The 19,053-nt window shown below is 67.2% G+C and carries 14 protein-coding genes and 1 pseudogene; 8 read left to right on the top strand and 7 right to left on the bottom strand.

Annotated elements, in window-relative coordinates; genetic code table 11:
• Positions 1–8: 8 nt before the first annotated feature.
• Positions 9–521 carry a metallopeptidase family protein gene (locus QF047_RS14265; RefSeq protein WP_306638702.1) on the bottom strand — a complete coding sequence of 171 codons (513 nt, stop codon included), beginning with the start codon at positions 519–521 and terminating at the stop codon, positions 9–11.
• Positions 522–640: 119 nt separating this feature from the next.
• On the opposite strand from QF047_RS14265, the gene QF047_RS14260 reads away from it, so the two are divergent.
• The 4 genes from QF047_RS14260 (at position 641) to QF047_RS14245 (ending at position 4,236) form a co-directional block, all read left to right on the top strand.
• Positions 641–1,030 (top strand): DUF3499 domain-containing protein, encoded by a 390-nt coding sequence (locus QF047_RS14260; RefSeq protein ID WP_306638703.1) that lies wholly within the window; start codon positions 641–643, stop codon positions 1,028–1,030.
• 77 nt (positions 1,031–1,107) lie between these two features.
• Entirely contained in the window at positions 1,108–1,344 is a 237-nt protein-coding gene (locus tag QF047_RS14255; protein WP_307278228.1) for a Trm112 family protein, read from the top strand.
• A 111-nt stretch (positions 1,345–1,455) separates the two neighbouring features.
• Positions 1,456–2,934 carry an adenosylhomocysteinase gene (gene ahcY / locus QF047_RS14250; protein WP_307278226.1) on the top strand — a complete coding sequence of 493 codons (1,479 nt, stop codon included), beginning with the start codon at positions 1,456–1,458 and terminating at the stop codon, positions 2,932–2,934.
• Between the two features lie 63 nt (positions 2,935–2,997).
• Entirely contained in the window at positions 2,998–4,236 is a 1,239-nt protein-coding gene (locus QF047_RS14245; protein ID WP_307278223.1) for an Ig-like domain-containing protein, read from the top strand.
• A 33-nt stretch (positions 4,237–4,269) separates the two neighbouring features.
• Here the strand turns inward: QF047_RS14245 and QF047_RS14240 are convergent, their stop codons facing one another.
• On the bottom strand, positions 4,270–5,070 hold the full coding sequence (locus QF047_RS14240; RefSeq protein WP_307278220.1) for an RDD family protein: 801 nt from the start codon (positions 5,068–5,070) through the stop codon (positions 4,270–4,272).
• Positions 5,071–5,137: 67 nt separating this feature from the next.
• On the opposite strand from QF047_RS14240, the gene QF047_RS14235 reads away from it, so the two are divergent.
• Both QF047_RS14235 and QF047_RS14230 read left to right on the top strand, forming a co-directional pair.
• Positions 5,138–6,130, top strand: a complete 993-nt coding sequence (locus tag QF047_RS14235; protein WP_307278217.1) for a stage II sporulation protein M — start codon at positions 5,138–5,140, stop codon at positions 6,128–6,130.
• A 127-nt stretch (positions 6,131–6,257) separates the two neighbouring features.
• Complete coding sequence (locus QF047_RS14230; RefSeq protein ID WP_307278214.1) at positions 6,258–7,517, top strand: TIGR01906 family membrane protein; 1,260 nt, start codon at positions 6,258–6,260, stop codon at positions 7,515–7,517.
• Here QF047_RS14230 and QF047_RS14225 read toward each other — a convergent pair.
• Together QF047_RS14225 and QF047_RS14220 are read right to left on the bottom strand one after the other, a co-directional pair.
• Positions 7,508–9,338 (bottom strand): annotated as a pseudogene (locus QF047_RS14225) (long-chain fatty acid--CoA ligase). The gene QF047_RS14230 and the pseudogene QF047_RS14225 sit on opposite strands and share 10 nt — an antisense overlap.
• A 67-nt stretch (positions 9,339–9,405) precedes the next feature.
• Positions 9,406–11,133, bottom strand: a complete 1,728-nt coding sequence (locus tag QF047_RS14220) for a dolichyl-phosphate-mannose--protein mannosyltransferase (RefSeq protein WP_307278211.1) — start codon at positions 11,131–11,133, stop codon at positions 9,406–9,408.
• Positions 11,134–11,178: 45 nt separating this feature from the next.
• Between QF047_RS14220 and rsmI the strand changes: the two genes are divergently transcribed.
• Both rsmI and QF047_RS14210 read left to right on the top strand, forming a co-directional pair.
• Positions 11,179–12,117: a 16S rRNA (cytidine(1402)-2'-O)-methyltransferase gene (rsmI, locus tag QF047_RS14215; RefSeq protein WP_307278208.1), complete on the top strand. Its 939-nt coding sequence runs from the start codon at positions 11,179–11,181 to the stop codon at positions 12,115–12,117.
• Between the two features lie 184 nt (positions 12,118–12,301).
• On the top strand, positions 12,302–13,804 hold the full coding sequence (locus QF047_RS14210; RefSeq protein ID WP_307278206.1) for an NAD-dependent succinate-semialdehyde dehydrogenase: 1,503 nt from the start codon (positions 12,302–12,304) through the stop codon (positions 13,802–13,804).
• 66 nt (positions 13,805–13,870) lie between these two features.
• Here the strand turns inward: QF047_RS14210 and QF047_RS14205 are convergent, their stop codons facing one another.
• Genes QF047_RS14205 through QF047_RS14195 form a run of 3 tightly spaced genes read right to left on the bottom strand, consistent with a single transcriptional unit; the run spans position 13,871 to position 18,937 of the window.
• Complete coding sequence (locus tag QF047_RS14205; RefSeq protein WP_307278204.1) at positions 13,871–16,369, bottom strand: DUF3488 and transglutaminase-like domain-containing protein; 2,499 nt, start codon at positions 16,367–16,369, stop codon at positions 13,871–13,873.
• Positions 16,366–17,802, bottom strand: a complete 1,437-nt coding sequence (locus QF047_RS14200) for a DUF58 domain-containing protein (protein WP_307278203.1) — start codon at positions 17,800–17,802, stop codon at positions 16,366–16,368. Before QF047_RS14200 ends, QF047_RS14205 begins: the two co-directional genes overlap by 4 nt.
• 10 nt (positions 17,803–17,812) lie before the next feature.
• Positions 17,813–18,937: a MoxR family ATPase gene (locus QF047_RS14195; RefSeq protein ID WP_307278201.1), complete on the bottom strand. Its 1,125-nt coding sequence runs from the start codon at positions 18,935–18,937 to the stop codon at positions 17,813–17,815.
• Positions 18,938–19,053 lie beyond the last annotated feature (116 nt).

Here is a 19,053-nt window from a genome sequence, read left to right as displayed (position 1 = left end):
CGCTGGCGTCAGTACCGGCGCCGGTAGACGGGATCAAGGGTTTCGGGGGCAACACCGAGCATTTCGGCGGTGTGCTCCACCACCACGTCATGGACCAGGTCCTGGAGGTCGTCGAGGCCTCCGCTGGCCTGCTCCACCACGCGCCGGTACACCGTAATCATCGGGCCGTCCCCGTCCGTGCCAGGAATGTAGGCGCCCATGGGGGCCGGGGTCGAATTCGCCGCGAGCTGTTCGAGGTCAGGAGGAATTTCATCCACGCCGAACCGGACGCCGTCGAGAGTCTTGCCCCAGATATCGTGAAGCCTTTGCGCGGAGTCCAGCACCATGTCATCGAACCGGTCCGAGCGCGTGCGGTAACCGGGATGGGTGGGCAGCATCATTTCGCCCCGGAGGCCGCGTCCGTGCCGGTTACGGCGGCGGGCCATAAAGCCCTTGCCGGGCAACGCGGCGCCTTGGTCCTTGCGGGCATCCGGGTCAGCCAACCGGACCGTAAAACCTGATTCATGGTTCGATGACTGCATACATCGACTGTAAACCCGGGCGAACAATTACGCGACACATTGCCGCCACCTTCACGGGCGCGTCGACCCGAAGCCGCAATGCGGCGTTTTGGGGTGGACAGCGAGTAGTCTGGGATGTCGTGGGAGCTATCCGTCAGTGTTCGAGATCTGCGTGCCGCCAGTCAGCGGTGGCTACCCTGACGTACGTCTATGCGGACTCCACCGCGGTCCTCGGTCCGCTGGCCACCTATGCCGAGCCCCATTGCTACGACCTGTGCGAGCAGCACGCCGGCTCCCTGACCGTCCCGCGGGGCTGGGAGGTCCTGCGCCTCGCCATGCCCACCACCCCGCAGCAGCCGGGCCCCGATGACCTGCTGGCCCTGGCCAATGCTGTACGGGACGCCGCTGCATTGCCGGCCCAGCCGCAGCCGGCCACTGCCAAACGCGGGCCGCACTCAGCCCTGGAAGCTCCGGCCGGAGCGGAAGGTACCCGAAGGGGCCACCTGCGCGTCCTGCGGGAACCGTCCTGAACGGATCTGGCGGTACGCTGGAAGCTGCAATTCCGTCCGCTACCGGCGCCAGCGCGCCCGCCAGGGAGCATGTACCAATGCCAAAGATCAGTCCTGAACTGCTGTCCGTCCTGCGTTGCCCCGTGACAGGTTCGCCCTTGGTACAGGAGGGCGAGGAACTTGTTGCCACCGCCGCGGACGAGTCCGGAGTGAAGCACCGCTACGCCATCGAGGACGGCATTCCGCTCTTGCTTCCGCCCGAACTGCTGGCAGCCGCCGCTTCCGCTGGTTCGGACCAGCACGATGCGTCCATGGCTGCGCCGCCCGCAGAGTAGCCCCCACGACGTCCCCCCGACCACAGGCTCCACCCGGCCACCGGCGCCCCGGTGCCGCAGTACCCGGACACAGCACCGGCCACACCGCCGGACCAAGTAAAGGATTTACCCATGGCTTTTGATTACAAGGTTGCCGACATCTCGCTGGCTGAAGCCGGCCGGCACCAGATCCGCCTTGCCGAGCACGAGATGCCCGGCCTGATGTCCCTGCGCGAGGAGTTCGGCCCCAGCCAGCCGCTCAAGAGCGCGCGGATCGCCGGATCGCTGCACATGACCGTGCAGACCGCCGTGCTGATCGAAACGCTGACGGCCCTCGGCGCAGAGGTCCGCTGGGCTTCCTGCAACATCTTCTCCACCCAGGATGAGGCAGCTGCCGCCGTTGTGGTGGGCAAGGGCACCGTGGAGGACCCGCAGGGCGTGCCAGTGTTCGCCTGGAAGGGTGAAACCCTGGAGGAATACTGGTGGACCGCCGAGCAGATCCTCACCTGGCCCGGTGCCGAATCCGATCCCGAGCTCGGCCCCAACATGATCCTGGACGACGGCGGCGACGCCACCATGCTGGTGCACAAGGGCGTGGAGTTCGAAGCAGTGGGCAACGTGCCCTCCGCCGACCCCGCCGACTCCGAGGAGTACGGAATCTTCCTGGAGGTCCTCCGCCGCTCCCTCGCGGCGGACCCGAAGAAATGGACCCGGACAGCCGCCACCATCAAGGGCGTCAGCGAAGAAACCACCACCGGCGTGCACCGCCTCTACCAGCTGGCCGAGCAGGGCAAGCTGCTGTTCCCCGCGATCAATGTCAACGATTCCGTCACCAAGAGCAAGTTCGACAACAAGTACGGGATCCGGCACTCACTCCCGGACGGCATCAACCGCGCCACCGACGTGCTCATGGGCGGCAAGGTCGCCGTCGTCTGTGGCTACGGCGACGTCGGCAAGGGTGCGGCCGAGGCACTCCGCGGCCAGGGGTCCCGGGTCATCGTCACCGAAATCGACCCCATTTGCGCGCTGCAGGCGGCGATGGACGGCTACCAGGTGGCCAAGCTTGAGTCCGTGCTGGCCCAGGGTGACATCTTCATCACCACCACGGGCAATAAGGACGTCATCATGGCCGAGCACATGGCGGGCATGAAGAACAAGGCGATCGTGGGCAACATCGGCCACTTCGACAACGAGATGGACATGGCCGGGCTCGCGAAGATCCCGGGCATCAGGAAAGTGGAGATCAAGCCGCAGGTCCACGAGTGGGTTTTCGACGCCGGGACCGCAGCTGAGCGTTCCATCATCGTCCTGTCCGAAGGCCGGCTGCTGAACCTGGGCAACGCCACAGGTCACCCGTCCTTCGTGATGAGCAACTCGTTTGCCAACCAGACCATTGCCCAGATCGAGCTGTGGACCAAGAAGGACCAGGCGGCGGGCGAGCGCGAGTACGAAAACCAGGTCTACGTCCTGCCCAAGGTCCTGGATGAAAAGGTGGCACGCCTGCACCTGGACGCCCTGGGTGTAGAGCTCACCGAGCTGACCAAGGACCAGGCGGAGTACCTGGACCTCGACGTGGCCGGCCCCTACAAGCCCGAGCACTATCGTTACTAAGAAGTAAAGCGCCCGGGTGCCCACCGCACCCGGGCTGTTACTTTTTGCGCCTAGGATCAAAATATGGAGCCTGAAATCAAGCCCCGCCGGACCGGCGGAGCCAAGAAGATTCTTGTGGTGGCGGCCGTATGCCTCCTCGCCGCCGTAGGCGGCGTGTTCGCCGCGGGAGCCCCGGGAGCCGCCCGCGGCGCGATCGAATCCGAGGCAGGCTCCGCCGTCAGGACATCTCCCGGGCTCGCCCTGCCGGTGGTCGCCCCCGTGAAACTGGAGGCCGCACCCGCCAACGGTGCCAAACAGGTTAATCCTGCTGCGCCGGTGTCGCTGAATGTGGCCAACGGCACCATTGAACGGGTCACCCTCACCAGCACCGGCGGCGAGACCGTGGAAGGCAGCATTGACGCCAAGGGCACCGGCTGGACCGCGGCTGGAGCGTTGAAGTTCAACACGGACTACAGCTACACCTACGTGGTCAAGGACAGTGCCGGACGCGAGACAAGCACCACGCAGACGTTCAGCACTGTCTCCAGTTCCCATGAAGCCGATGCCGCCATCTATCCCCTGGACGGCATGAAAGTGGGTGTGGGGCAGCCCCTGCAGGTCATCTTCAGTGAACCTGTCACCAACCGCGAGGCCGTGGAGAAGGCCATCACCATTTCCAGCAGCGCCGGCCAGGCGGGCGCTTTCCACTGGTACAGCGACACCATGGTCCGGTACCGGCCCGAAAACTTCTGGGCCGCGAATTCCACCATCACCATGGACATGAAGCTGTTCGGCGTGGACTTGGGGAACGGCCAGATCGCCAACTTCAACAAGAAGGTGAACGTCTCCATCGGCGACAAGAAGGTGGCGGTGGCTGACGCTACAGCCCATACCTTCACGCTGAGCGTCAACGACCAGGTGGTCAAGACGCTGCCCGTCAGCATGGGGGACCAGCGCTTCCCGTCTGCCCGGGGCTACGGCGTTCTGATGGAGAAGAAACGCTATGACCACTTCCGCGCCTCGAGCATTGGACTGAAGCCGGACGACCCCGCTTACTACGGCGACGTGGACGTCGAATACACCATCCGGCTTACCCTCAGCGGCGCGTATATCCACCAGGCCCTGCCGTCCGCCTTCCCGTTCATCGGCAACACGAACGTCTCCCATGGCTGCATCGGGTTCGCTCCCGACGGCGCTGCCTGGGTTTTCGACAACATGGGCACCGGCGACGTGGTCCAGATCGTCAACACCGAGGGTGACTTCGCGGCCCACACTGACGGCTTCGGTGACTGGAACATCCCCTGGGGCGAATACGACAACTAGCGCAACTGCCGGAACCGGCGCAGCTGCCGGGGCCTAACCGCTGAAAGGCAGCCGGTGCAGCCGCTCACCGGTCTCAGCATTCCGCCGTCGGGCCTTGCCCAGCCTGGCCAGCTCCCTGCTCCGCCGTTCGGCAACGACGGCGGCAAGGTAGTCGTCAGGGCTGGTTCCGGGAGGCGGGGGAGGAGCCACGTGGGCCGCCAGTTCGGTGGCGATTGACTCAGCCATTCCGGCCCTGGACAGGGGCGCCATGCGGCCGGCCTGCCGGATGAACTGGGATGCCCGCCGCGCCGTCGCGTCCGGAATCCTTCCGATGTCAGCTGCAGCCGCCCAGGCCTGGAGCCGGGGCGGAACGAACACGGGCGCGGATTGTTCCACCGGTACCCGCCTGCGGATGGCGTACGTCCCGGCCAGCAGGTCGCCCAGCCGGCGTGACCTCTCATTAAAGAGGGCCACGGCGATGGCAAGGCCGCCGAAGGTCAAGTAGATTTCCAGGAATCCGGTCAGGCCGCGGATGAGGGCATGGCGGAAGCGGATGGCGCCCCCGTCCTCCCGGACTACGCGGAGGCCCACCGCAAGCTTGCCCAGCGAGAGCCCGCGGCTCAGGGTCTCCACCGCCACCGGAACGATTACCAGGCAAAAGACCACACTGGCAAGGACCAACGCCCGCTGGGCGGCCCCGTCCAGGTCCCCGCCGGCGGCCGACAGCCCTATCAGGATCACCACCAGCAACACGATGCTCAACGCCATATCCAGGAGCAGGCCCAGGGCGCGCGCCGCGAAGGAGGCCGGACGCAATTCCAGAACGACTGCTTCCCCCGTGACGATCGAACTCACACTGGTTCCTGTTCCTAGCGGCTGATGTTGCAGACGCAAGTCTAGTGCCGGGCGCTAGGCTGATGCCGTGGATATGGACGCGTTCTCCGCCGTCAATGCGGACAAGTGGTCCCGGTTGCACCACTTGGCCTACAAGGCCAGGCTCACCGGGTCCGAAGCAGACGAACTGCTGGCCCTGTACCAGTCCACGTCCGCCCACCTGTCGCTCATCCGGTCCCTGGCTCCGGAAAGCGGCCTCTCCGCGTCCCTTTCGGCCACGCTGGCGCAGGCCCGGACCCGCTTCACCGGAGCGCGCTCCAATGTGGTGGCGGACCTGGCGCGGTTCTTTGTGGTGGCCCTTCCTGCGGCGCTGTACCGGCTCACCTGGCTCACCCTGGCATGTGGTGCCGCGTTTGTCCTCATCGGGACGGTGTATGCGCTGTGGATAGCCGGGAGCCCTGAGGCATTGCGGGCAGTGGCCTCCGAGGCGGCGGCCCGGCAGTACGTCGAAGAAGACTTCATCAACTATTACTCAGAAAACCCTGCCGCCTCCTTCGCCGGTGCCGTCTGGACCAACAACGCCTGGATCAGCGCACAAGCCGTGGCCCTGGGGATCACCGGCGTGTGGGTGCCCATGATCCTGTTCGCCAACGCCCAAGGGGTAGGCATTGCCGCAGGCATCTTCACCGCAGCCGGCAAGCCGGATGTTTTCTTCAGCTACATCCTGCCGCACGGCCTGATGGAACTCACGGCAGTGTCCATCGCCTGCGCCGCCGGCCTGCGGATCTTCTGGGCCATGGTTTCGCCCGGCCCGCGTACCCGGGGCAGGGCCGTGGCCGAGGAAGGGAGGTCTCTGATCACCGTTGCCCTGGGGCTGATCCTGGTGCTTTTCGCCTCCGGACTGGTGGAAGGGTTCGTGACACCCAGTGCGCTGCCGGTGTGGGCAAAGATCGGTATCGGAGCCTCAGTACTGGCAGGGTACTGGCTCTATGTTGTCGCGTGTGGCCGGCCTGCCTACCTGGCGGGGGAGCGCGGCGACCTGCGCCGCGAGGAGGCGGGCTATTCCGGGATCGCTGCCTGAATCGTTGTAAACCGTCCGGGGTGGTTCCTCGCCCAGCCGGAATCCCGGACGGTAGGCTCGTCAACAGAGAAAGCGCGCCGGTGGACCCGGAACCCGGCGTGAAGACCCAACGGAAGTGGACGCTGCTGTGAAAGACGAAACTCCTGCCCGCGCCCGACGTGCCGAGCCAGAGCCGGACCCGGTCCTGGACACATCAGAGGACTCCGACGAGCCGGCGTTCTCCTGGCTGACCGGGGGCACCGAATCCGACAGCCCCGCCGCGGACGGCTCTCGTGAACCGGACCGCACCGATTCAGCCGCCACCGGATCGCCCGGCACCGAACCCGGTACTGTCCGTGAGCCTGACAGCGACCGCGGACCGGTCGGGGATGAAGACGCCCCGACTCGGGTGCATGCAGGGAATGCGCGATCTGCAACTGCAGGAGCCACGGCCGCAGGAGCCACGGCCGCAACCGGCGCGGCTGCCTCACGTCAGGGCAACGTTGACCAGCCGGAAAGCCGGGCGGACCGCAAAGCCGCCGAGGCCGCCGTCGAAGAGCCGGGGCCGGCTGCAAGCCACGGAAGCTCCCCCGTTTTCCGGGAGCAGCTTCCCACCTCGGCCCTGCAGGTCCGTCCGCCCCAGGAGGAGGTGGAGCGCCGCAATGCCCAGCGGGAGAGCGCGGTAAACGCCAAGCCCGTGGCCCCGCGGGTGATGCAGGTCCTGCTCGCCATTTTCTTCCCGCTGGTTTTGCTGATCCTCGCCGTGCGGGCTGTGACCAGTCCTCTGTTCCTGTGGGTGGAATACAACCGTCCCGGGTTTCCCGGCGACGGCTACGGGTTCAGCACCGACGACAGGATGACCTACGGCTCCTACGCCGTGGACTACCTCAACAACTGGGCGGGGCCGCGCTACCTGGGGGACCTGGTGTACCGCAGCGGCGGCAAGCTCTTCAAGGACGGCGAAGTCAGCCACATGGCGGACGTCAAGCTGGTGATCCTGTCCACCTTCGGCGCCGGCGTGCTGCTGGTCCTGGTGAGCCTCATCGCTATCCTTTACCTGCGCAGGCGCAGCTCCGGGGGCGTCAGGAGGGGCCTGTTCGCCGGCGCCATCATCACGCTGGTGCTGATCCTCGGCCTGGGAACGCTGGCCGTGCTGGGCTGGCAGCAGTTCTTCACGGAATTCCACCGTATCTTCTTCGCCGAGGGCTCCTGGACGTTCAGCATGGATGACACCCTGATCCGGCTGTTCCCCGGCCAGTTCTGGATTGACGCCGGAATGGTGATTGGCGGCCTGGTAGTGGTGACTGCGCTGGTGACGCTGGTCCTCACCTGGCCTACACGCCGCCGGCGTGGCCTGCTGAAGGACGGAGACGGCGGGGCAGGGGAGCAACCCGCTGATCAGGCGTAAAGCCTGGCGATCTCGGCTTCGAAATCGCGTACGACGGCGTGGCGCTTCACCTTGAGCGACGGCGTGAGATGACCTGATTCGACCGTGAGTTCAGCGTCCAGCACGCTGAACTTGCGGATGGACTCCGCCTTGGACACGAGCTGGTTCGCCTGGTCCACCGCATCCTGGACAGCGGCCACCACCTGCAGATCGCCGGCCGCCTCGCGGATGGTCCGGGAAGGCAGGCTCCGCTCCGAGCACCAGTTCGCCAGGCCCTCGGGATCGAGGGTCACCAGGGCTGAGATAAACGGTTTGCCGTCACCCACCACCACGGCGTGGCCCACGAGCTGGTGTGCGCGGATTTTTTCCTCGAGCGGCCCGGGCGCCACGTTTTTGCCGCCGGCCGTGACCAGCAGATCCTTTTTGCGCCCTGTAATGGTGAGGAAGCCCTGCGGGTCCAGTTCCCCGAGATCGCCGGTGCGGAAGAAACCGTCAACAAAAGCCTCGGCGTTCGCGGCCTGGTTGGCGTGGTAACGCCGGAAGACGCCGATCCCCTTCACCAGGATCTCCCCGTCTTCGGCCACCCGGACGGTCGTGCCCGGGATGGGGATACCCACTGATCCCACCCGGGTACGCGACCGGGGTGTTCGCCGTGCACGGGGCCGTCGTTTCCGTCAGGCCGTACCCTTCCAGCACCGGGATCCCGGCGCCGCGGAAGAAGTGGGCGTCATCCAGGCCCAGCGGGCTGGCGCCGGAAACGGTGTACCCCACCTGGCCGCCCATGGCCTGGCGGAGCCGCGGGTAGAGCACCCGGTCAAAGATCCCGTGCCGGATCCGGCACAACAAGCCGGGGCCGTTGCCCTCACCGCGGCTTCGCCGGTCCTCCGCCTTGGAGTACTCAATGGCAGTGGCAGAGGCTGCACTGAACAACCGGGCTTTGCCCCCTGCAGCTGCCTTGTGGGCCGCGGCGGCACGTACCTTTTCAAAGATCCGCGGAACCACCAGCAGGAAGGTGGGCCGGAATGAACCAAGGTCCTCCGGGAGACCCGCCGCGCCCGGTGAGTGTCCCAGCGTGGCACCGGCGGTCAGGCAGACCACCTGCACTGCGCGGGCCAGCACATGGGCGAGCGGCAGGAACATCAACGTCCGGGCCTGATCCTGGAGCAGCAGCTCCGGAAGGAAGGCAACGATGTTCTTGGCTACCAGGGCGAAGTTGCCGTGCGTGATTTCGCACCCTTTGGGCTTGCCTGTGGTTCCGGAGGTGTAGACCAGGGAAGCGACGTCGTCCAGCACCGCCTTGCTCCGGTGCCGTTCCAGCTCGGCATCGGTGACACCCATCCCTGCAGCGGCAAGGCTCGCGAGATTGGGGGCATCGCCGTCGGAATCCATCCGGACCACGTTGACCAGGCGGTCCCGCAGCAGGGGCGAGCCCGCCAGGACAGCCGTTACAAGCCCCGCCTTGCCGCGGTCCTGCGCGAACACGCGCCGGACGCCGGCGTCGTGCAGGATCCACTCCACCTGGCTTGCGGAGGACGTTTCATAGATGGGAACGGTCACGCCGCCGGCAAACCAGATGGCGAAATCCACCAGCGTCCACTCATAGGAGGTAGCCGACATCACAGCTACGGTGTCACCGGGCTCGAGCCCGCCCGCGATGAGGCCCTTGGCAAGGGCGCTGACGTCCTGCAGGAATTTCTGCGCCGGCACATCCACCCAACCGTTGGGCCCCTTGCGCCGGTACAGGGCATGGGCAGGGTTGGCCGCCTGCCGCTCCAGTAACAGGTCCGTGACGTTGCTGGCAGCGTCAAGCTCAACCAGCAGTTCCGTGCTCGCTTCTCTCACAGCAGGTCTCCGTTCCGCTGCCACGCCGCGGGCAGCGGCTCCTTCGGGGGTCTTCTGACATCCTGCCCTAGATCCAGGACGGCATCCACATACGAAGCCTCCACTCCTGGTACTGGATGATCTCGGCGGCCCAGACCGGATAGAAGAAGGCGGAGAGCAGCATTGCCGCCGCGACAAACACCACCAACACATACAGGCCGGACCGGCGGCGCCAGGGCGGATCCGTCGTTTTCCCCAGGACCAGCCCCAGGCAGTAGACCAGCGCCAACAGCAGGAACGGCTCGAAGGACACCGCGTAGAAGTAGAACATGGTCCGTTCGGGGTACATAAACCAGGGCAGGTATCCGGCGGCCATGCCCGCCAGCACGGCCCCGGCCCGCCAGTCACGGCGTCCAGCCCACCAGAACAGGAGCACCACCAGCGAAATGGCGGCCGTCCACCAGATCAACGGATTCCCTACGGACAGGATGGCGGCCGTACACCGGTCAAAGTCGCAGCCGGGGGTACCGCGCTCGGGGGATTCGTAAAAGAACGACGTCGGCCGGCCCATCACCAGCCAGCTCCAGGCACTTGCCTCATAGGGGTGTTCCGAACCCAGGCCCTGATGGAACTTGTACGCCTCCAGGTGGTAGTGCGCGAGGGACCGGACCGAGTCCGGCAGCCATCCCCATTCCGCGGAAGGATTGCTCTGCGCCCAGCGGCGGAAGTAGGCGTCCTCCGACCGGAACCAGCCCGTCCAGCTCGCGGCGTAAACCACCGCGGCAACCGGAACCATGCCCAGGAAGGCTGGAACCCCGTCCCTGATGATGCCGCCGCTGATCCAGCCGCGGATGCCGGCAACCCGGCGCGCGCTGAGGTCCCACAGCACGGTAAGGACGCCAAATCCGGCAAGGAAGAACAGCCCGGACCACTTGGTTCCCACGGCGAGCCCCAGGCAGACGCCTGCAGCGATCCGCCACCAGCGGATCCCCAGCCAGGGCCCGGACAGGAGCTGCGCCGGAGTGGGACGTCCCCCGCTGGCGTCCGCTGCACGGGCAAGCCGGGCGGCCAGCCGCCGTCGTCCGTCATCCCGGTCGAGCAGCAGGGCACCGAACGCCGCAAGGACCCAAAACATCAGGAAGATGTCCAGCAGCGACGTCCGGGACATCACCAGGTGGTGGCCGTCCACGGCCAGCAGGAGGCCGGCGGCTCCCGCCAGCGGCAGGGACCCGAAGAGCTTCAGCGCGATGAGCGACAGGAGCAGGATGGACAGGGTGCCCGCCAGGGCCGCGGAGAAGCGCCAGCCAAAGGAATTGTCCGCGCCGAAGAGCCACATGCCGGCGGCTATCATCCACTTTCCCGCCGGGGGATGGACAACATATTCGGGGGTGTTCAGGAGCACGCCGGGGTTGCCGGCGTTGAAGGAATCATTGGCTTTGTCCGGCCACGCCCGTTCGTAGCCGCTCATAAGGAGCGAGTAGGCATCCTTGACGTAGTAGGTCTCGTCGAAGACCAGCTTGTGCGGGCTCTCCAGCCGGACGAACCGGAGAACCCCGCCTGCGACGGCCGTCAGGACCGGAACCAGCAGGAACCACAACCGCAGTGACGGCGGGTAGTCCCGCCATTGGTGCGGACGGTCCAGCAGCCGGGCCCGCAGGGATTCAACGGTAAAAGCCTCGGCTGGCCGGGTGATCCACGAACGGACCGGGGCGTTTCCGGGCTGGCCGCCGGCTCCAGGCGGGCTTTTAGTGGACGCCGCAGGTGTGGCGTGTCCGGCCCCGGCTGGCCGCGTCGAGGTCTGCGTCACGAGCCCCATGCTACCTTTTGCGGCTGGCAGCGCCCGCAGCAGTAGGCTGGTGGCGTGGATCCTAACCCCAGCACCTTCCCTGATTCCGGCACTGCAACCCCCGGCCGGGCCGGTGGAGAGCCCGCAGGGAATACGGGAGCGGTCGTGGCACCAGGGCCGGGGGCCGGGCGGATCGTGCTCGCCGCCACACCGATCGGCAACACCGGCGATGCCTCGGCCCGCCTGGTGGAACTGCTGGCGACGGCGGACATCGTTGCCGCCGAGGACACCCGGCGGCTGCACCGCCTGGTCCAGAGCCTGGGGGTCACAGTGGCCGGCCGGGTCATCAGCTATCACGAGCACAACGAGGCAGCCAAGACTGCTGAGCTCCTCGACCAGGTCAGGGCGGGTAAGACACTCGTTATGGTCACCGACGCAGGAATGCCCGCAGTATCCGATCCCGGCTTCCGGTTGGTGGAAGGCGCCGTGGCCGCAGGCCTGGCCGTCACTGCCGTCCCTGGACCATCGGCGGTCCTGACAGCCCTGGCGCTGTCCGGCCTGCCCACCGACCGCTTCTGTTTTGAAGGATTCCTGCCGCGGAAGGCCGGCGAAAGAGCCTCGCGCCTTGCGGACCTTGCCGGAGAGCGGCGGACCATGGTGTTCTTCGAGGCACCGCACCGGCTCGAAGCGATGCTGCGGGCCCTGCGGGAACGCTTCGGACCCGACCGCCGCATCGCCGTATGCCGCGAACTGACCAAGACCTATGAAGAAGTGATCCGCGGGTCCCTGGGCGAACTCCTGCAATGGGTTGAGGGCACCGAGGTCCGCGGTGAGATCGCCGTTGTCCTGGCGGGGGCATCCGAGCAGGCCGCCGGATCGCCGGAGGACCACGTGGCCGCCGTCAATGAACTTGTGGCGCAGGGCATCCGGCTCAAGGAAGCCGTGGCTGCCGTGGCTGAGGATGTCCGGGTGAGCAAACGGGAGCTTTATTCGGCAGTGTTGGCTGCCCGCTGAGCACGCTGGCGCCGCCCTCAAGGCGCTGTGCAGGTGCACAGCCCCTTCCTGTTTTGGTAGTGCGTACAGGCGTAGACCGGTTGCGGGCACGGCAGTAGTCTGGCAACTAATCAGCCCGCACCACCGCGGCCATCCCGGCCGCTTGCCGGCGGGCTGCAATAACCCTACTGACGAGGGAGTCATCGTGACTGTCACTGCACAGCCGGCCGTTTCCGCAGAACGCGAAAGCGCCCTTTTGGCCTCTGTTCCCACCGGCCTGCTTATCAACGGTGAGTGGCGGGATGCCGCCTCCGGCAAGACGTTCGACGTCGAGGACCCTGCCACAGGCAAGGTGCTGTTGAGCATTGCCGACGCCGGCCCGGAGGATGGTGCCGCCGCCCTGGATGCCGCCGCGGCTGCGCAGGAGTCCTGGGCGAAGGTCCCGCCCCGCGAGCGCGGGGAAATCCTGCGCCGCGCCTTCGACCTCGTCACCGAGCGGGCCGAGGACTTCGCCCTGCTGATGACCCTGGAAATGGGCAAGCCCCTGGCCGAAGCCCGGGGCGAAGTCACCTACGGCGCCGAGTTCCTGCGCTGGTTCTCCGAAGAGGCCGTCCGGGCCTTCGGCCGCTACTCCGTCTCTCCGGATGGCAAGTCCCGGCTGCTGGTGACCAAGAAGCCCGTGGGCCCCTGCCTGCTGATCACGCCGTGGAACTTCCCGCTGGCCATGGCCACCCGCAAGATCGCCCCCGCAGTTGCCGCTGGCTGCACCATGGTCCTGAAGTCCGCGAACCTCACGCCGCTGACCTCCCAGCTGTTCGCCGCCGTCATGCTGGAGGCCGGCCTGCCCGCCGGCGTCCTGAACGTCATCCCCACGTCCACGGCCGGTGCCACCACCGGCCCGCTGATCAAGGATTCCCGGCTGCGCAAGCTCTCCTTCACGGGCTCCACCGAGGTGGGACGCCGCCTGCTCGCCGACGCCTCCGAAACCGTCCTGCGCACCTCCATGGAGCTCGGCGGCAACGCCCCGTTCGTCGTCTTCGAGGACGCTGACCTCGACGCCGCGGTCACGGGTGCCATGCTCGCCAAGCTGCGGAACATGGGCGAGGCCTGCACTGCGGCCAACCGTTTCATCGTGCACGAATCCGTCGCCGCCGAGTTCGCGGAGAAGTTCGCCGCGAAGATGAAGGAGATGACCACCGCCCGGGGCACGGAGCCGGAGTCCAAGGTGGGCCCGCTGATCGATGCCAAGAGCCGGGACAAGGTCCACGAACTGGTGTCCGACGCCGTTGCCTCCGGTGCCAAGGCCGTCCTGGGCGGCGGTCCGGTGGAGGGACCGGGCTACTTCTACCAGCCCACCATCCTCTCCGGCGTCACCGAAGGCACCCGGATCCTTTCCGAGGAGATCTTCGGCCCCGTAGCCCCGATCACCACCTTCAGCAGCGAAGACGACGCGGTGCGGCTGGCCAACAACACTGAATACGGGCTGGTTGCCTACGTCTTCACCAAGGACCTCAACCGCGGCATCCGGATGGGCGAACGGCTGGAGACCGGCATGCTGGGCCTGAATGCGGGCGTCATCTCCAACGCCGCTGCACCCTTCGGCGGTGTCAAACAGTCCGGCCTGGGCCGCGAAGGCGGCCTCGAGGGCATCGAGGAATACCTCTACACCCAGTACATCGGCATCGCCGACCCCTACGCCGGGCAGTAGCTTCGACTGCCGGCGAAAGCCGCCGCCTGCCCTGGTGCAGGAGCGCCTGGATCTGGAAGGCCTGTATCAGGAATGTCCGGACCAGCGCGCTGACCAGGTGCGCGCGGCGGCTTTCGCGGCTTTGCCCGCGGCTGCCCCTGCGGCCTTGAACGTGATCCTGAACGGTGTGGCGAGCAGGCGTGCCAGCCGTCCAACGACCGACGGCGGCAGCCAGAGGGCGTGCAGCCGCCGCAGGGTGGAGGCGTTGGCCCGGAACGCTGTTTCAACCGCCGCTATGCGGCTGCCGGCCACCCCGTTGGCCAGGGAGGCATTCCGCCCGGTTCCGGCGTGACCCGCTTCAGGCACCCCGTCCACTACTGGCGGCCCGTACTTTTGGCGTTCGAATTCTGCAGTCAATGCCGCCGCGGCCTGGTGGGCGCCCTCGTCCATTCCGCCCGGTTCCCCCAACAAAGCTGAGCTGCGGAGCCGGGCCGAGTACGCCCTCGGCGTCTCGCTCGGCTCTGGCGGCAGGCCATAGTCGGTCCCCAGGTCCACCATTTCGTTCCATGCCAGCGGCACGGCAGCGGCCGGATCAGCAGCCCTAAGCCGCCGTGCCCGGATGCCAGTCCTGACGAGCCGGGGGGACGCGGCGAGGAGCGCGGCTCCCAGGAGCGCCCCGGTACCGAGCAGCCAGGGCAGGAGCTGGTTTCCGGTGTCAGCGGTTCCGCCCGCCCCCGGAACAGGAAGCGGGGCGGCGCTCGGTGCCGGAGCGGGTGCAGGTGTGGCGTCCGGGGTCAGGTCGTCGCCGTTGTCCAGCGAGCCCGGGGACGAGGATGCGGAGCTTTCCGTGGCGTAGTCGGGCACCACGCCACGGGACGGGGTCGGCTCGAACGGGACCCAGCCCAGGCCCTGGAAATAGAGTTCCGGCCAGGCATGGGCATCCCTCGCATCCACTTCATATTCGGGCAGTGCGCCCTGGCCGGCCACTGATACGGTTGCGCCGGTCAGTCTGCCCGGTGCGTATCCGACAGCGATCCGGCTGGGGATCCCTTCGAGCCTGGCCATCACGGCCATTGCGGAGGCGTAGTGGATGCAGTATCCGCTCTTCTGCTCCAGGAAGTCGGCAAGGACCGAGAGGCCGTTTCCGTCGTAACCGCCCTGCACCGGGGACTGCAGCGAGTAGGTGAATTGCGCGGACCGCAAGTACTTCTGGATGGCCATCGCCTTGTCGTAGGGCGTGGAGCTTGGACCGGCCACGGTGTCAGCCGTGGTCCGGACGATGTCCGGAACGTTGCCCGGGATCCTGGTGAAGTCGTCCGCGATGCCCTGCACGGGCGCCGAAGACCTGGCCAGCAGTCCGGCCGTCAGCTTCGGAACGGTGGTGGTGACCAGGTACTCCTGCCGGCGGGAGGTGGTGTCCGTCCCCTTGATGCTCAAAGTGGCAGGATCCCAGGTCCACCGGCCTTCCAGCCCCCGCACGGATTCCGGCGCGTAAGGAACCGGCAGGTAAGGGCTGGTGAAGGTTCCGGTGTCTATTGCCGTGAGCAGTTGCTGCTCTTCGGCCACCGCATAGCCGGGGTCGATCTCGTTGCCCAGCGGCCGCCGGGAGGCGTTGCGGTCATCCGGGCCCCAGGAGTCGCCGTCGAAATTATCCACGGTGACAGAGCGCAGGTACAGCGGCGTAGGGGAGTTGGTGGCATAGCTGATGCGGCCGCTCCCGGCCGGGGTGCGCAGGCTGTTGCCGAGCGTGATCATGGGATTCAAACCGGTGGAATTGCCCCATGGATTAATACGGGAACCTTGGGGAAAGGTGCCCTGGTCGAAGCCGGGGATGGCCAGCGGCAGCACCAGGGCGGCGGCCACGGCCACAGCCCCGGTCAGGACTGCCCTCCGCCCTTGGCCGGGGCTCCGCGCCGAATCCGCTGGTGTCCGCGGGTCCGGTACGTACCACTGGCTGCATGCCAGGATCATCAGGTACCCGGCAACAGCGGCAGCGAATCCCCAGAAGCCGACGCTTTGGGGTTTGATCATCGCCGGCACCACCATGATGGCGAGCAGTCCCACGCCTGCGGCGGCGGGCATGCCGAGCGGTACGGCCAGCGCGTCCACCAGGATCACGGCCAGGCCCAGAACGGCACAGATCACCATCACGATGCCGACATTGGGCGCCACCGGAGCGGTCTCGGAGAGCACTGTTTCGCTGGCGCGGCGGATCAGCCGGTCGAGCTCCGCCAAACTGCCTCCGGTGGGAATGATGCCCGCGAAGCTGGTGCCGCGGAAGAATGTCAACGTCAGGATGGCACCCAGGGAAAGGAACCCGCCGGCAGTCACCAGCAACGGCTGCGCCCGGACAGAACGCAAGGCAGCAAGGGTAAGGCTGACCACCAGCACGGTGGTGAAAACCGGCCAGTACCAGGCCCAGCCCCGCAACACACCGTTCAAGGACAAGGCGGCCCCGGCCACCGCCAGGGCAATGGAACCCGCCATCACCCACGGGTAGGCGCCCACGCGGCTACGTCCCGCCGGGGGTCCTGCCGGCGGCTGTTGCCGGCCCGTTCCGGAGCTCCTGGCCGGTGCAATGGTCAACGCGCCACCCCCGCTCCGCGCCGGACCTCCGTCGCCGGGAGTTCCGGCACGGCAAGGTCCTGGTCGAACTGGTTCCATGCGGCCGCGACGGAGACGCCGGGGGCCACTGCCGCCGCGCGCCAGCCGCCCTGCCGGAGCTTCTCCAGGGCGTCCTCGAACTCCGCCGGCCGTTCCGCCACGATGATGGCGAAGGCGTTGGTTCCGTAGCCTGCGGCGGGGGCAAGGGACAGCGCCTCCAGCGCTGAGATCCTGCCCAGGACGGCAATCACCGGTCCCCGCATCCGGTGCGCGGAGAGCTTGTCCATGAGGTTGTCGTCAAACGGCGGGGGCCCTGCCTCCTGGTGGCCGTGGGATTCCCCGGTACCGAAGAAGTCCCTGCTTCCGGCCTCGCCGCGCGCGTGGGGCCCTGTGAGCTGGATGGCGGCAAGGCTCTCCGCGATGGACTGGAGCCCGGAAGCCCCGCTGTACTCCTCCAGCTCGGGTTCCGGAGCCGAGGGCGAACGCAGGAATGCCGGTTCCCCGCGCGCGTCCAGGAGGCGCAGGCCGTAGTTGCGCTCGGCCAGGTGGGCGCTGATGGACATGGCCGCCACCACGGCCCACTCGAAGGTTTCGCTGCTGATCATCGTGTGGCCGTCCTGGGCCGCGTTTCCCGCCGGGGCGGCGCCGGAGCTGCCGGAAAAGGCCCCGAACCGGTGGTCCAGGATGATGGTCGCCTCGGGCGTAGTGACGGATTCCTCCTGGCGGACCATCAGTTCACCGTGGCGCGCGGTGGCCGCCCAGTGCACGCGGCGCATCGGGTCCCCGTGCCGGTATTCGCGGGTCATCACGTCGTCGTCGCTGGGGTTCGCCCGGATCCTTGTGGCCGTGACGCCGTCGTTGCCGCGGGCGCCGGCCAGCCCCGTCAGAGGAAGGACGACGGCGGCGGGCGTCACGGTGAGTGTGTCGCCTTCGTCAATTGCCTGCCTGTGCAGCGACAGGCCGAACGGGTCGGTGAACTCCGCCGTCACCGGTCCGATCAGGAACTGTCCGCGCTGGGCGGAGCGCAGGTGGTATTCGTACCTGCTGGTGCCGCCGGTGGCGGAGCGGGAAGGGAACCGGAAGGCGGGCGACTCGCCGAACCTCGGCGGCAGCCGTTCCTCCATGGTGGCGCGGCCGGTTCCTGCTCCGGTCCGTGCCACCGCAAGCCTGACAGTGGTGGGCGCGGACGTCTCCACGGGGGAGGGATTGAATTCGCGGTAGACCTGGAAGCGGGGTTTGACCAGCCGGATCCCCGCGAGGGAAACCACGGGGAGGACGAAGAGGAGCACTGCCAGGCTTAAGAGGTCCCGGCGGCCCATAACGTGGGCGGCGGCAAGTGCTGCTGCCCCTGCGGCCAGCATGCCCCAGCCGCGCCGGGTGAAGAGGTGTCGGGGCAGTCGGTCCAGCAGCGCCATGGCAGTCCGCCTAGTGGTTCCTGCTCAAGCCTGCCACGGGGGCGTTCCGGCCGGCACCGGCGGAGACCCTGGCCCCGGTATCGGACGGTTTCTGCGTGACAGGCAAGCGGGACAGGATGCCGCGCAGGACGCTGTGCGCGCTTTCCCCTGCGCCCGCCGCTTTCCGGTCCAGGATGATCCGGTGCGCCAGGACAGCTTCGGCAACGCCCACAACGTCGTCCGGCAGGACAAAGTCTCGGCCATCCAGGGCGGCGGTGGCCTTCGCAGCGCGCAGCAGCTGCAGCATGGACCGGGGGCTGGCACCGAGGCGAAGCAGCGGACTTTCCCGGGTGGCCCGGCCCACGGACACTGTATATTCCTTGACCGCCTGCGAGACGTAGACCTGCTGGACTGTGGCGATCATGGCGGCCACGTCAGCGGTGGTCACCACCGGGGTGACTTTGGCCAGCGGTGAGGCCGACTGGTGGGTTTCCAGCATTTCGATCTCGGACTCCTTGTCCGGATAGCCCATGGAGATCCGCGCCATGAAGCGGTCCCGCTGGGCTTCAGGCAAGGGATACGTTCCCTCCATCTCGATGGGATTCTGCGTTGCCACCACCATGAACGGCTCGTCCAGCCGGTAGGAATGGCCGTCCACCGTCACCTGGTGCTCCTCCATGCACTCCAGCAGCGCCGACTGGGTCTTCGCTGACGCCCGGTTGATCTCGTCCCCGATGACGATGTTCGCGAAAACCGCGCCGGGCCGGAACTCGAAAAGCCTGGAGGACTGGTTGTAGATGGACACTCCCGTGACGTCGGAGGGGAGCAGGTCCGGGGTGAACTGGATCCGGTTGACAGTACAGTCGATGGTCCGGGCGAGCGTCTTGGCCAGGAGCGTCTTGCCCACGCCCGGCACATCCTCCAGCAGCAGGTGGCCCTGGGCGAGCAGCACCGTCAATGCGAGCTTCGCGGCGTCCGATTTCCCGTCGATCACCGTATTGACGGTCGTCAGGATCCGCTGGCTTGCCTCGTGGAAGGACGTGGCATCCATGGCCGCGGGCCGGTGGCCGTTCAGGTGGCTCACGGGCTCTGCGACTCCCGCAAGGTTGCGGTTCGCAGCGCTCACATCATCGGCAGTGCGTCGGTGGGATTCCATCGGCAACCTTTCAGCCCGGGGTTCTCCTGGACGGGACAGCTGGCCCTGCCTTCGCCCCTCGGTGGGCGTCCGCATGTGTTCATACCAGACTACTAACACAACTGCCGCAGCAGACA

Source organism: Arthrobacter sp. W4I7 (genome assembly GCF_030816215.1).
GTDB classification, from domain to species: domain Bacteria; phylum Actinomycetota; class Actinomycetes; order Actinomycetales; family Micrococcaceae; genus Arthrobacter; species Arthrobacter siccitolerans_A.
This window is presented reverse-complemented; position numbering and strand designations above follow the sequence as displayed.